Annotated in this window: 14 protein-coding genes; 8 read left to right on the forward strand and 6 right to left on the reverse strand. The window is 67.0% G+C overall.

The features are described from left to right. Positions 1–35: 35 nt before the first annotated feature. The 5 genes from ABD361_RS29070 to ABD361_RS29090 all read left to right on the forward strand — a co-directional run bounded on the left by ABD361_RS29070 (position 36) and on the right by ABD361_RS29090 (position 5,413). On the forward strand, positions 36–1,349 hold the full coding sequence (locus tag ABD361_RS29070) for an outer membrane protein assembly factor BamB family protein (RefSeq protein ID WP_344439761.1): 1,314 nt from the start codon (positions 36–38) through the stop codon (positions 1,347–1,349). Between the two features lie 89 nt (positions 1,350–1,438). Then, positions 1,439–1,903, forward strand: coding sequence for a hypothetical protein (locus ABD361_RS29075; protein ID WP_344439763.1), 465 nt, complete (start codon positions 1,439–1,441; stop codon positions 1,901–1,903). Positions 1,904–3,367: 1,464 nt separating this feature from the next. After that, on the forward strand, positions 3,368–4,600 hold the full coding sequence (locus ABD361_RS29080; protein WP_344439765.1) for a S8 family serine peptidase: 1,233 nt from the start codon (positions 3,368–3,370) through the stop codon (positions 4,598–4,600). Between the two features lie 61 nt (positions 4,601–4,661). Next, positions 4,662–5,054 (forward strand): WXG100 family type VII secretion target, encoded by a 393-nt coding sequence (locus ABD361_RS29085; RefSeq protein WP_344439767.1) that lies wholly within the window; start codon positions 4,662–4,664, stop codon positions 5,052–5,054. 56 nt (positions 5,055–5,110) lie between these two features. Continuing rightward, a complete protein-coding gene (locus tag ABD361_RS29090; protein ID WP_344439769.1) occupies positions 5,111–5,413 on the forward strand; it encodes a WXG100 family type VII secretion target in 303 nt (100 codons plus the stop codon). Between the two features lie 63 nt (positions 5,414–5,476). Here ABD361_RS29090 and ABD361_RS29095 read toward each other — a convergent pair whose 3' ends face one another. Both ABD361_RS29095 and ABD361_RS29100 read right to left on the reverse strand, forming a co-directional pair. Then, positions 5,477–5,659, reverse strand: a complete 183-nt coding sequence (locus tag ABD361_RS29095; protein ID WP_344439771.1) for a hypothetical protein — start codon at positions 5,657–5,659, stop codon at positions 5,477–5,479. After that, positions 5,646–6,134: an ATP-binding protein gene (locus ABD361_RS29100; RefSeq protein ID WP_344439773.1), complete on the reverse strand. Its 489-nt coding sequence runs from the start codon at positions 6,132–6,134 to the stop codon at positions 5,646–5,648. Before ABD361_RS29100 ends, ABD361_RS29095 begins: the two co-directional genes overlap by 14 nt. Positions 6,135–6,408: 274 nt before the next feature. Here ABD361_RS29100 and ABD361_RS29105 point away from each other — a divergent pair, with 274 nt between their 5' ends. The 3 genes from ABD361_RS29105 to ABD361_RS29115 all read left to right on the forward strand — a co-directional run bounded on the left by ABD361_RS29105 (position 6,409) and on the right by ABD361_RS29115 (position 8,310). Continuing rightward, positions 6,409–7,260 (forward strand): helix-turn-helix domain-containing protein, encoded by an 852-nt coding sequence (locus tag ABD361_RS29105; RefSeq protein WP_344439775.1) that lies wholly within the window; start codon positions 6,409–6,411, stop codon positions 7,258–7,260. 10 nt (positions 7,261–7,270) lie between these two features. Then, positions 7,271–7,465, forward strand: a complete 195-nt coding sequence (locus tag ABD361_RS29110) for a DUF397 domain-containing protein (RefSeq protein ID WP_344439777.1) — start codon at positions 7,271–7,273, stop codon at positions 7,463–7,465. A 125-nt stretch (positions 7,466–7,590) separates the two neighbouring features. After that, on the forward strand, positions 7,591–8,310 hold the full coding sequence (locus ABD361_RS29115) for a hypothetical protein (RefSeq protein ID WP_344439779.1): 720 nt from the start codon (positions 7,591–7,593) through the stop codon (positions 8,308–8,310). Positions 8,311–8,322: 12 nt separating this feature from the next. On the opposite strand, the gene ABD361_RS29120 is transcribed toward ABD361_RS29115, so the two are convergent. The 4 genes from ABD361_RS29120 to ABD361_RS29135 all read right to left on the reverse strand — a co-directional run bounded on the left by ABD361_RS29120 (position 8,323) and on the right by ABD361_RS29135 (position 12,558). Then, entirely contained in the window at positions 8,323–9,327 is a 1,005-nt protein-coding gene (locus ABD361_RS29120; protein ID WP_344439781.1) for a hypothetical protein, read from the reverse strand. A gap of 52 nt (positions 9,328–9,379) precedes the next feature. Then, positions 9,380–11,566 carry a DUF6571 family protein gene (locus ABD361_RS29125; protein WP_344439783.1) on the reverse strand — a complete coding sequence of 729 codons (2,187 nt, stop codon included), beginning with the start codon at positions 11,564–11,566 and terminating at the stop codon, positions 9,380–9,382. Positions 11,567–11,583: 17 nt separating this feature from the next. Then, positions 11,584–12,003, reverse strand: coding sequence for a hypothetical protein (locus ABD361_RS29130; RefSeq protein ID WP_344439785.1), 420 nt, complete (start codon positions 12,001–12,003; stop codon positions 11,584–11,586). A gap of 120 nt (positions 12,004–12,123) precedes the next feature. Next, positions 12,124–12,558, reverse strand: coding sequence for an ester cyclase (locus tag ABD361_RS29135; protein ID WP_344439787.1), 435 nt, complete (start codon positions 12,556–12,558; stop codon positions 12,124–12,126). Between the last annotated feature and the right edge of the window lie 27 nt (positions 12,559–12,585).

Consider the following 12,585-nt stretch of genomic DNA (forward strand, 5'->3'; position numbering starts at 1 on the left):
CCGCCCTCCATAGTCCTGCTCGAACGGAGACATTGTTGTCACGCCAACTGTCACGACGCACATGGGGCATCCTGCTCGCCGTCGTTCTCGTGCTCATATGCGGTGCCGGCTATTGGGCCTGGTCTCGTCCCGAGGCCGGCACGAAATCTGCCGCTTCGCAGGACGGCTCATCCCTGAAAGCCGGTACGCAGGCATGGAAGAAGACAGCCCGAACGGCACCGTCCAAAAACGCACAATGGGCGCCGGGAACCTGGTTCACACCGACTTCGGTCGTCAAGGCCGAACCCGACATGCTGACGGCGTACGACCTCAAGTCCGGGGAGAGGCAGTGGTCCATGGTGCTGGACGGGACACTGTGCTCCGCATCGCGGGACAGCGACGACGGGCGTGTCTTCCTGGCGCTCGACTTCGGTGGTACGTGTGGCGTGGTGACCGCCATTGACATCCGCCGTGGCGTACAGCTGTGGGTGGGCGAGGTCGCACTCTTCACTCAGGACGACCCCGAAATGGACAACTTCCGACGGGACAAATGGAAGGTGGCGCCGACCGTATCGGTGAGCGGCGGCAGGGGGCTGATCACATGGGCCACAGGCACCAAGGTCTTCGAGCTGTCCGACGGGAAACTGCTGGCCGAAGCGCTCCGTGAGCCGTCGTGCGAGGACGTCGCCACGGCGGGCGGCGCCCAGTTCGTGACCCAGCGCTATTGCGCCGACCGGCGTGCCACCGTCAGCGCATACGACCCCAAAACCCTCGATCACCCCCGCTGGAAGTGGCAAGGGAAGGAAGGGGAGATGGTCTACGGCATCCTCTCCACCCGGCCGGTCGTCCTGCTCGTCGGCAACGGCATCGGCGTGCGCACCGACGTGGTGACCCTGGACGACAAGGACGGCAAGGAACGCTCCCGCATCGCCCTCCGCCGCGACCACGACAGCCACTCCTGCTCATCCTCCATGAGCAAGTGCCCGGAGTTCCTGGTCGACGGGGACACCGTCTACATCGCGGGCAAGGGAGCGACCAGGGCGTTCGATCTCACGACCGGGCACGAGCGCTGGACGTACAAGGCCGACGCCAATCGGACCGCGCTGCCCGTAGCGGTCCAGGACGGCAAGCTGACCGTCTACGTCGCCGCCACACCCGAGCGGGTGGGCGAGCTCGCCACCGTCGCCACCACGAACGGAAAGGCCACACACACGACCCACCTGTCCGGCGACCTGCGCACGACGGAATCCCGCCTCGCCCACGGCAGGAGCATGACCGCACACCTGCGAGGAGGGCGGCTGCTGCTGGTGAACGAAGGTTCACTGGAGTCCCAGGACACCGATGTTGTGGTTGCCGTCATGGCAGGTTGACGCTATCTCGATGGGGTCGAGCAACACGAGTGACTAGAGTGCTGTAAGCGCCGCACGGCAGTAAGTGGCGTCAGATGGGGGAGGATCCAGTGGACACGCGTGACTCGGCCGGCCAGCCTGCGTCGCCTTCGGGCGGCGGCCACCTGGCCAAGGAAGCCGAAACGCTGACGACGTTCAAGAACCGCATCGACGAGGTGCTCGCCAAGCTGGAGAAGTCGTCCGCCTCGCCGAAGACGATCGGCGACCAGAAGGTCCCGGCGGACACGTTCGGCCGGAACTTCGGCTCGGCACAGCAGCTGGCAGCGCTCTACGACAAGGTGCACGCGCGGCTGGAACTGCTCTCCAAGCAGTTCGGCGACCAGGTCGAGGCCATGGGCATCGCCGCCGTCGTCGCCGAACGCGGCTACGACGGCGTCGACGCGGACGAGGCCGCGCGCATGCGGGCGATCCAGAAGCGGGCAGGGGAGTACGAGCGTCAACTGACGGGCAAGAGCGGCGGCACCGCCGCCACGCCGCCGCCGGCCGAAGGCGGCACCGCCGGAGCGGGCCTGTAAGGGGGGTTGGAGAGGAATGTCGGAGAGCGAGTTCCAGGGCAAGAGCCACGAAGAGCTGTACGCGATGGTGGCCAACGGCAAGCCGGAGCGCTTGACGGAGGTCGGCAAGACTCTGAAGGACGCCTTCAATGATCTCGACGCCATCAGCAAGGACCTCAAGGACCACGTGGCCCGCGTAAAACTGGAGGGCGAGGGCGGCGACGCGTTCCGCAAGTGGGGCGAGCAGATGGTCATGCAGACCACGAAGCTGGCCCACTACACGTCGTCCGCCGGCGCGGTGATGACGAAGGCGGCGGAGGGCCTCGCCAAGGCCCAGTCCCACATGCCCAAGCCGAGCGCTTCTCCGTGCCTCGTCGATGCGGAGAAGGAGAAGGCGCGCGTGGCCGCCGCGGAGAAGGACCGCCAGGCGGCGGTGGACGCGATGCGGCTGGTGGACTCCTACTACAAGACCGCGGGTGCGGACCTGGGGATGTTGGAGGAGCCGCGGTTCGCGTTGCCCGGATTCACCGACGGCATCAACACCTGGGAGCGACCGTACGAGTCGGGCGCACCCGCCGCGGCGGTGGGAGCGCCGAGCGTTGCCGGGACGCAGGGACCAACCAGCGGGACGGGGACAGCGGCACACACTCCATCGGTGAGCCACCTGTCGCCCCAGGGCGGCGACGGATCGCGCGTGGTTGGACACGCAAGCATCGGTGGCGCGCCGGTAGGCGGGTCGATTTCCGGCACGACAATTGACTCCACCGGCGTCGTCTCGCCCACTGAATCCGCGACCACTACGGGAAGCCCTTCCCCTGCAGGCGATACTTCGCGAGGACGGCAGGCAGACGTGTACTTGCCCCTCGGGCCGGTCGGAGCCGGACGCAGTGTCCCAGGTCGCCCTCTCGCCGCTGGCGGCGACCCTGGAGCTGTCCGAGGAGCAACGGGCACAAGGGGGCCGCAGTACGGCCTCTCTGTACCACGCGGAGAGGGGTTCCAGCGGCCCGGTACGAGTGATGGAATCGTGGGTGGTCTGCCCAACCGGCCAGGTCCCGCGGCAGGCGTGCCACGGTTGCCGCGGGGAACGGTGGTCGGGGAGGAGGGCGGCCTGGTGGGACGTGGCCCAGTTGGGACGGGGAGTGTTCCGGGGGCTGCCGCGAGCGGTGTCGTAGGTGGGTACAACGGTTCCGCGCAGCGCAGGCTTTTGGCGCCGGGTGGACCGGTTGGAGCTGCTCCCTCGGCCCAGCCAGCAGGGCGCTCGGCTTTCACCCCAGGAGGGTCAGGGCTTGTGCGCGACCACCAGAGCTCAGGCATGGTCCCTCACGCGGGGGCTGCGCCGGCTAGTGGCGCAAGACGGCAGCAGACGTCGCGCCCGGCCTACCTGACGGAGGACGAGAAGACCTGGACCCGTGGAAGGCGGGATACCGTCCCGCCTGTCATCGACTGATGCATTTGCCGCCTGCACCCTGAGGAGACGCTTCACGCATGCCCCACGTCCTTGGCAGGATGCGGCGAGGTTCAGCACAGACCATTTCGGTTCTCGCAGCCGGTGTGACCTGCTTTGCCCTCGCCGCACCCAGTGCAGCCGCCGACGGAGTCCGGTCCCGGCAGTGGTACCTCGATGCCATGCAGGCGGAAGACATGTGGAAGGTGAGCCGCGGTGACGGATTGACCGTCGCTGTCGTCGACTCTGGTGTCGACACGTCCGTGGAGGAGCTTCGGGGCCAGGTACTGCAGGGAGCGGACATGTCCGATGCGCAGAACCCAGCCGGTGCCGTCTCCGACCGTGATGGCCATGGAACCCAGATGGCTTCCCTCATCGCCGGTACCGGAGCGGGCGGAGGAGTTCAGGGGCTCGCGCCCGGTGCGCGAATCCTTCCCGTCAAGGTTCCTGGCGGCTTGGCGGACGTCACTGACCCGCTCATGGCCAACGGCATCCGCTATGCGGCCGACCATGGTGCACGAATCATCAACATCTCCATGGCCGGACCGGCGTCGAAAGGCCACTCTCAGATCGAGGCGGCTGTCAGCTACGCCTTGGGAAAGGGCAGCCTCGTCTTTGCTGGTTCGGGCAACGATGGCGATGGGGTAAACGTTCCGAACTATCCGGCGGCGGCGCCAGGGGCGGTCTCCGTGGGAGCCATTGACAGTACGAGCACTGTCACCAAGTGGTCCAACAGCGCCAGTCACGTATCTCTCGCTGCCCCCGGGCAGGAAATTCCTGGGCGTTGCAGAGAAAGCGCCGGCTTCTGCGCTACAGGAGGGACCAGCTCTGCCACCGCCCTCGCCTCCGCCTCCGCCGCCCTCATCTGGGCCAAGCACCCGGACTGGACCAACAACCAAGTGCTGCGCGTCATGCTGGACACCGCAGGCAAACCGACAACCGGCAAGATCCCGAGCCCTTACATCGGCTACGGTATTGTCCGCCCGCGCAAGGTCATCCTGGACGGGGAGGGGGACCCCGGCCCGGCCGACGTCAACCCGCTGCTGGCCAACGCCGCGCCGACGCCGTCGAGTGAACCCAAGTTGTCGGCCCAGGGCACACCGCGCCCCACGGCGCAGAGCAGCAGTGACAAGGGCGATGTCAGCACCCTCTGGTTGAGTATCGGTGCTGGCGCAGCGGTCGTCGTGGCCGCCGCCGTCACCGCGATCGTGCTGGTGCGACGCCGCAACAGAACCACTCCGCATTGGTCAGCCGGCAGCGGGCCGGTCGGCTAGATTGCGGAGCGCGAAGTCAGGGCGATTCAGTTCGCCGACAACTCATGGGGGATGGTGAAACATGTCCTCGGACATCCAGAAGATTGATGATGCGGCCTTCGTCGCGTTCGAGAACAGCCTCAAAGAGGCCAGCGCTGCAATGTCGGCGAACCTGAAGAGCCTGGTCAACGCAGTTGAGCAGGTGAAGCCCGCCTGGGAGGGTCGGGCTGCCCAGGCGTTCACCACTGCGCAGATGCAGCTGAACGACGACCACGATGCACTCCGCCGGCTCCTCGACGGCATTCACGACGCCGTGGCCCTCACGCGCAAGTCGAGCCACGCCAACGAAGAAGCTGTTGTGTCGAGCTTCAAGAGCATCGACGTGAACGGTGGAGCCGCGGGCGGCCATCTCGACGCGAAGAGCACGCAGACTGGTCTCAGCGCCGGCCTCGACAGCAAGATTCACGAGTACTGAGCCACTGGTTCCGAGTGGAACCCAATCACTGAAGATCTGAGACGAGTGGGGGACGGATGTCCAACGACGGAATCCTGAAGGTTCAGTACAGCGGGCTGAGCCACACCGCGGCCGAGATCAGGGCGGCATCCAGCCTGCTGGACAGTCAGCTCCAGGCCATCTGGGCCTCGGTCGAGAAGGTCACGCATGGCTGGCAGGGCGAGGCCCAGCAGATGATGCACGCGGCCAGCAAGCAGTGGCACGCTCGGGCAGAGCACATCCACGCTGTTCTCAAGGATGTCGCCGAGAAGATCGAGCACGGTAGCACCCAGTACCAGGCCACGGACCGCAAGGCGGCCGGGTACTTCCACGGCGGCTGATACTGCTCGCGGTGGTCGTGCCGTGGGGTGGGCAACCGATAGGTGCCCACCCCACGTGCATGCTCAGCCGGTGCGAGCTTCCCGCAGTGCCTCCACCAGCCGCTGCACGACATCCGGCCGGGCTCGGCCGAGCTGGATCAGTTCGGCGCCCGTGACGGCTCGCTCCACGCCGAGCGACGGCAGCGCGATGCCGCGGCGCTCCAGCTCCTCGCGCAGTGAGCGCAGGACGTCTTCAGAGCCCGGCATACAGCTCACCGGCCTCCCGCGGCAGCACCACCCACACCTTGCTCCCGTAGAGCGGCGGCCCCAGCTCCGCCAGCCCGCAGATGCCGCCGCAGGCGGCGACGACCGTGTCGAGCACGGACAGTGCCTCCCGCCGGCGTTCCCGGCAGAGCGGTTCCGATGGTGCCGGGTGCGTGGGGTGGTCGTCGAACACGATCAGTCTCAGGACACCGAAGCGCCACCGCATCAGGAGCTGGGTCTCGCCGCTCGGTGTGAAGGCGCAGGCGTGCGCCAGCAGTTCGGAGACGGCGAAGGTGCCGATTTCGGCGAGGTCGGCCAGGCCGTGGTCCCGCAGTACCTGCCGCACGAGGATGCGGGCGGGTCTGACGCAGTAGGCGCCGCTGGGCAGGCCGACGGAGTACTTGAAGTTGGCCGGCGACGGCCGGGTGACTGACGCCGACCCCGGCGGGTCGGGTAGGCAGACCGCGGTGGTGCTCATGCGCGTTCACTCCAAGGTGGGGGAAGTGGTGTACGCACGCAGACCCGTGGCGGTGGCTCGCCTCCCTGAGCGCAGACATACGCCACCCAGGGAAGGTGGGCATGCCGCACGGTGCACTTCCGGCCACTGTCTGTGAGCGAAGTCCGTCGAAAGTAGCGCACCCCGGAAGCCCTGTGCTACCGCCTTGGCGGAATCCCTGTGCTACCTGAGTCGATCGCTGGATCTGACCGTTCGAGGAGCGGCAGACTGGGCGTTGGTTCGAGAGAGGGGTCGCATGCCGCCGCGAAGCAATCCGACCATCCGTCAACGACGCCTGGGCGCCGCCCTGCGCCAGATGCGTGAGCAAGCAGGCATGTCGGCATCCGACGCTGCTGCCCTGCTCGGTGTGGACCGCACCCGAATCTCCAACACGGAAGCGGGTCGCTTCGGCATCAGCGCGGCCCGCGTGCGCACTTTGGCGTGCAACTACCGCTGCCCCGACGCTCGGTTGATCGATGCGCTGGCCGACATGGCTCAGGACCACACCAAGGGGTGGTGGGAGGAGTACCGCGGAACGCTCCCCGCCTTCTTCCTCGACATCGCCGAGCTGGAATGGCATTCGACCAGGCTCCGAAACGCTCTGACCTCTCACGTCCCCGGCCTCCTTCAGACGGAAGCACACGCGCGGGCGATCTTCGAGATGGTGATTCCCGAGCTCCCCGACGACGAGGTCGAACTGCGCGTGGCCCAGCGCTTGCGGCGGCGCGAGGTACTGGAGCGTGACAATCCGCCGCTTTACGAAGCGGTCGTCCACGAGAGCGCGCTTCGCATGCAGTTCGGCGGGCGCGGTGTCGCCCGTGCCCAGCTCGAATACCTCTTGGAGGTCAGTGGGCACGACCGGATCAGCCTCCGGGTGATCCCCTTCACGGCAGGCGGCTTTCCCGGTGCTGGTCAGACCATCCTCTACGCGTGCGGGGCAGTGCCTCAACTAGACACGGTGCAGCTCGACACGTCGTACGGCTCGGTCTTCGTCGACTCCGAAATGCAGCTGGCCAACTACCGCCGCCTCTTCGAGAAGGCGGAAGCCTGTGCCCTCGACGAGGCGGCATCCCGTGCGTTCATCAACGGAATCGTCAAGGAACTCTGAGGAGACCCTCATGCCCGAGATCCGCTGGCAGGAACCGATCTGCGGTGGCGGCGGCAACGCCTGCATCCAGATAGGACACACCGCCGACGGCACCCCCGTGCTCAGAGAAAGCGCTCGCCCCGGGGAGCTGGTTGTCACCACCCGCGAGGGGCTGCGCAACTTCGTGGAAGCCGCCAAGCGCGGCGATCTCGACGAATTCCTGTAAGGCCGGTCGCGCAGCGGCCAAAAGAGGGGGCTCGCTGGCCGTTGGAGCCCCGGTCTCCGGTTCGGGGCCGGGGCGGTGCCACGATGTCGCCGTTCTGACGGCTCGGCGGAATCGGGAAACGTGCCATGGGCGGCGAGGAGAGGCCCTCCACCTCAGTGGATTCCCCCGCCTCGGCTCTTGGCGAGATCCAGGCGGCGCTGGGAAAACGGCTGGACGACGTGGCCAAGATCCTGGCCGGGGCACTGGTGGCAGTGGCCGGGATCATGACGACGTTGGGGCTCAACAGCAAGTTCGTCTTCGTCGCCCTCAACAACAGGTCATGGCCGATCTACGTGGCCTCGCTGTGCGCCATCATTGCGATCGTCTGCAGCATCTCGGCCCTGCTCATCCGTCCCACGGGCCGGGGTGTCCTGTGGGAGACCGGTGTGCTCGTGCTCGGCGTGGTCTTCTACATGGCATCCCTCAGCATCGCCGTTGTCGGAGCCGCCCAGGCCGCCGGCGGGAGTGGCCGGGCGTCCATCACGGATGTCAGTCTCGCGGGCCCGCGCTCCGGTATGAGGCTGCACTTCGTGGTGCACGCGGACGGCGTTCAGAAGTGGTCGCACATCGAAGTGAGCGTCAGCCCCGAGAACGTTCCTCCTGGGAAATCGGGTGACCTCTACTGGAGCATCCTGAGGCCGGACGACCAGGGCGTGATCAGGCAGCAGATCGATATTCCGCTCTCGCTGCCGTCAGGAACATCCGTGGTGTCGATCTCCGCCGTCAATCCTGCGGAGTCCGAAGCGGGGGCCTGCGAGAGCAAGCAGCAGCACGGGCCGGCGTGCACGGAACTCCACATCGGCTGATCAGGTTCTTTCTCACGGGAGTTTCAGATCACCGCACCCGTGGTTCCGGGCGGATTCTTCGGCGAAGGACTTGAGCGCGGCGTGCGCGAACTCGGGGTCGGGGGTGCGGTTCGTCCACATGGGGGCGGAGATCACGTAGAGGGATCGCTCTTTGTCCCGGGGGCATGCAGCCGTGGCGTAGCCGTAGCGGGCTCCGTCCCCGAATCCGGAATCTCCGGCAAGATCGGGTGAGCTGCCGTGTCGTGGGCCGTTGGCGAAGTTTCCGTACAGGGCCGTAAGGCGGTAGATCTCTTTGCCCTCGGAGTTGCGCAGGTAGCAGTCCTCCGCCGGGGTGTCCGGGTCGGTGGGTGCTTCCTGTACCGAGGCCGCGCCGGCCTTCCTCGCGCCCTCCGCATCGCGTACGACGACCGCGCACGTCCCCTTCGCCCGGGCGAGCGGAACCGGGTTCCGGACCGGATCGGGCGAGATCCGTTCCACAGGTTTTCCCGGCTGAGCCACGCAGTCGTAGTGCTGTGCTGCCGAGCGTGCGGCGCTGGTTGCCAGTCGGGCGACGTTCCGTCGCTGATCGGGGTCCTTCGCTTTCACGGGGGTGTGCAGGTTGACGATGAGGCTCTCGTCGCGTTTGTTGCTGCAAGCGAGTTCCACGGCCCCGAAGAGCTCTCCGCCGTCCGAGACCACAGCGCCGCGCCAGCCGTTGCCGACGGGAACTGCTGCGATCACCGGGTCCGTGACGAACCGGTGCCGGAGCGCGGCAGCGGCGGCGCCGGCCGTTTCGGAGCCCCAGTGCACTTCCACCGAGACGGTACGGTCGTTCGACCGGTCCTTCACCCGGCAGGCCGTCACGGCTCCGATGTCCCGTCTCGTCGCGGCACTCGCCCGGACGCTGTCGCTGTCCAATGCCGTACGCATCTGGTCGGCCCTCAGAGCTCCGTCGCACGCGTCCGCGAAGGACCTGTCGTCGCGCCAGTGGTCGTAGCCGCCGGAGAGGTAGAAGACGCCTCCGGCGATGAGGATCACCGCGCAGAGCAGGGCTGCCGATGCGCTGACCGCGCTTCGTCGAGTCATGGAATTACTTGTCCCGGTCCAAGGAGATGAAGGCTTCGTCCCGAGCGCTGTTGTGCCGCTCCTGGCCGGATCCCACCAGGTGGCGTATGACCCCTTCGTTGGGATCGTGGCCGTTCACTCTTCCCCATTCGACGACAAGGCTGTCGACCTGGCGCTGGCCGTGGTTGAACTTGGCGCGGTTCTCCGCGCCGGCCGCGGCACTCGCCTCACTGATCTGTTCCTTCGTCCACTCGTACATGGTGAAGTCGGTGATCCGGTTGAGCGCGTCGGCTCCCACCTTCACGCCCTTGGGCATGGGTACGCCCTCGGCGACGTCCGCCGGGATGAAGTTCAGCAGAGCACCCGAGGTACCCGTCACGGCGTGGCTCACGTCCCGCGCCCATTGGATTGCCTTGTCCCGTTTGTCGAAGACGACGTCGGAGCTGATCCCGTCGTAGAAGCCGTAAGCGGACGAGGCCGCTTCGATGACAGCGGCACGGGTGTCGGGATCGCCGTTGAAGGGGACGTGCGACAAGGTGTCCGCAGCGTATTGCCGTTCGGCGTTGTACATCCGGGCGAATGCGGCAGGGTCGTCCGCCACGCCGCGCATGACCCGTACGAGGTCGTCCTTGCCCACGGCCATGTGGACGACGCCGCCGTCCTCCCAGACCTTGCCCTCCGTGCCGGAGACCTTGTAGTCCTCGCGGGTGCGGGAAAGGATCTGGTGGGTGTCACCGGTGTAGTCGGCGAGCATGTTGCCGAGCGGGCTGCGCAGGTTCGCCGGCAGTTTGTCGCCGTGGCCGTCCGAATTGAGCACCCTGATCGTGTCGTGCATGACACGGGCCTGGGCCTCGGTGTGACCGCCGAGCGTGTGCTTGGTGCCCGGTTCATGGCCCGTGCTCGCCGCCTCCAGCGCCGCACCCAGGCCCGCCTTGCTCGTCGGGTCGTCCATGAACGTGAGCAGCCCGGGGCCGTTGAGGGCGATCCTCGGCCAGTCCCGATCCTTCAGCAAGTACTTGAGGTGCCCGTTCTTCCCGTCCGATCCCGGGTCGAGGAAGGACGTGGCGGCGTCCGGGGTTCTGCTCATCACGCCGAGCAGGTGGTCGAGGGGATCGCTGGCGATGCCGGCACGGGGGCCCGTCCACTGCGTCCAGATTCCCTCGTGCTTCTTCTCTGCAGCGATGATGTCGTCGCCCAGGTCGTTGAGGAACGTTCCGCCGTAGCGGCCCTTCCCCTGCTCCATCAGGCCCACGAACGTCTGGTAGCCGTACAGGGGGTCCGTTTTCTTGCCGAAGTTCTTCTCGCCTGCGCTGCGCAGGCCCTCGCGCCATTTGCCGTAGAACGACGAGTGCGGGTCCGCGGTGGCGGTGGCCACCGTACCCGCCAAGCCTGACTCGATGCCCAAGTAGTTGCGCTGGTGGCCCTTGTCCCCGTCGTAGGCCAGGCCGTTGAGTTTGTTGGCCAGCTCGATCGTGCCGTCCGGGCCGATGTTGTTCAGGAACATCCGGCTGGCCTGCTCGTCGTGGCCCACGTCCCGCAGGAGCCACTGCATCTCGTTGATTTCCCGCTCGCTCAGGCGGTCGCCCGACCTGAGTTTGTTCGCCAGGGAGGTGGCTTCACGGACCTCGGCCTTTTCGATGTCGCCGTCGGCCTTCCCGTTGAAATCGTTCAGGCCGTCCAGAGGGTCGGAGTCCTGTACAGCCGCCGAAAGGGCCAGCTTCACACCCTGGTCGGTGTCGTCGAAGGCCTGGACAAGCTCGGCTATGTGGCGGGTCCAGGACACCTCCGCCTCGGCGATCTTCGCGCTCTGGTTCTTGAAGTCCGGGTCGTGGGTGGCCGCCGGATCGTTGCGGACGGTGGCCGTGGCGCGCCCCTGATCGTCGATCTTGATGCCGGCCTTCTCGGCGTCCGCCACCGCCGACTTCAGCTTGCCCCGCAGTTCCGTGAACTGCGTGTGCGCGTCCCGCAGCAGCGAGGCGATCGCTTGGGCCTCCGTCGCCGCCGAGGTGAACTCAGTGGAGGTCCGCTGCATGTTCGGCTGGGCGATGAGATAGGCCTGGCCGCTCCAGGAGCCGTCGGTCGTGATGCTCTTGACCTGGCCGTCATACGTTTTCTGGACGGTCTCGAACTTCTTCGCCGCCGCGTCCCACTGCTCCGCAGCGGTCGTCAGCAGGCCGAGGTCGGCCGTCAGGACCTGGTGGTACGTGAGCATGCTCGCTGGTCGTCCCCTCAGTGCTCGGTGCTCTGCGGCGACACAGGCAGCGGCTTCAGCAGCGAGAACTGGCCGCCCAGCTGCAGATCCGCCCCCGTCAGCAGGTGGTGCGTCTGGCTCAGCGCCGTCTTCTCCGCGGCGAGGCGCGACTGCAGGGACTTCACCGACGCGCGCCAACCCTTCAGGGCCTCGGTGATGCCGGCACCGGTCGCCCAGCCGTTAAAGCCCTTGGCCGCCGCCTCCGACGTCTCGTCCATCAGCTTCCCGGCCGCCTGCGTGTCCGGCTCCACGTGCTGCTCCAGCGCGGAGACCGCCGCCTTCTTCTTCGCGGCCGACGACTTCAGGTCAGGAGCCCCGACCGGTCCCGGCGCACCGTTCAGTCGCATCCGCGACTGCGCTTCCGCGCGCAAACCGGCCCACTCTTCCTCGAACGTCACGATGTCCAACCCCCGTGTACGACAACAAACATTCGCGCGTTCGAACCTAACAAGGGTGGTGCCCGTGGGGCACCACCCTTGTCGATCTGTTGGCTGAATCCTTATTCCACCTGCAGTCCCTCAGCTGCCCGGCAGCGGCGGAATCACCCCGAGCTGCTGCAGAAACGACAGCATGTCCTTGTCCGACCTCTCCACCAGCCTGCCGCCCTCGATCCGGTGGATCACCGTCGCCGTCATCGTCAGGGCGTTGCCTGTCGCCGGAATGTCCGGCAGGTCGCCCTCGTGGGTGCCGCGGCACAGCAGGCGGGTGACGACCTTGTCGCCCTCGGCCACCTGGTCCTGGATCTCGTGCGTGCCCGGCGTCGCCTCCCGGAACAGGCGGAAGGCCCGTTTCAGGCCCGCACGTCCCGGGCCGAGGCCCGGGAGGGGTGGGGGAGAGTGGTCGACGTACTCCTCCGCGACCAGCTCGTCCAGGGCGTTGATGTTGCCCCGGTCGATCTCCTCGTAGAAGCGCCGGACCAGTCTCTTGTTGTCCTCGGGCGACGTACCGTGCACACGCGCAGTATCGGCTTCCGGCGCACC

The sequence above is a fragment of the Streptomyces luteosporeus genome, from assembly GCF_039532865.1.
Taxonomy (GTDB): domain Bacteria; phylum Actinomycetota; class Actinomycetes; order Streptomycetales; family Streptomycetaceae; genus Streptomyces; species Streptomyces luteosporeus.

Coding starts and splice junctions, on each gene's coding strand:
- ABD361_RS29110 (WP_344439777.1), top strand. CDS start 7,271: ATGCCCGAGATCCGCTGGCAGGAACCGATCTGCGGTGGCGGCGGCAAC.
- ABD361_RS29085 (WP_344439767.1), top strand. CDS start 4,662: ATGTCCTCGGACATCCAGAAGATTGATGATGCGGCCTTCGTCGCGTTC.
- ABD361_RS29080 (WP_344439765.1), top strand. CDS start 3,368: ATGCCCCACGTCCTTGGCAGGATGCGGCGAGGTTCAGCACAGACCATT.
- ABD361_RS29100 (WP_344439773.1), bottom strand. CDS start 6,134: ATGAGCACCACCGCGGTCTGCCTACCCGACCCGCCGGGGTCGGCGTCA.
- ABD361_RS29090 (WP_344439769.1), top strand. CDS start 5,111: ATGTCCAACGACGGAATCCTGAAGGTTCAGTACAGCGGGCTGAGCCAC.
- ABD361_RS29105 (WP_344439775.1), top strand. CDS start 6,409: ATGCCGCCGCGAAGCAATCCGACCATCCGTCAACGACGCCTGGGCGCC.
- ABD361_RS29125 (WP_344439783.1), bottom strand. CDS start 11,566: ATGCTCACGTACCACCAGGTCCTGACGGCCGACCTCGGCCTGCTGACG.
- ABD361_RS29095 (WP_344439771.1), bottom strand. CDS start 5,659: ATGCCGGGCTCTGAAGACGTCCTGCGCTCACTGCGCGAGGAGCTGGAG.
- ABD361_RS29115 (WP_344439779.1), top strand. CDS start 7,591: ATGGGCGGCGAGGAGAGGCCCTCCACCTCAGTGGATTCCCCCGCCTCG.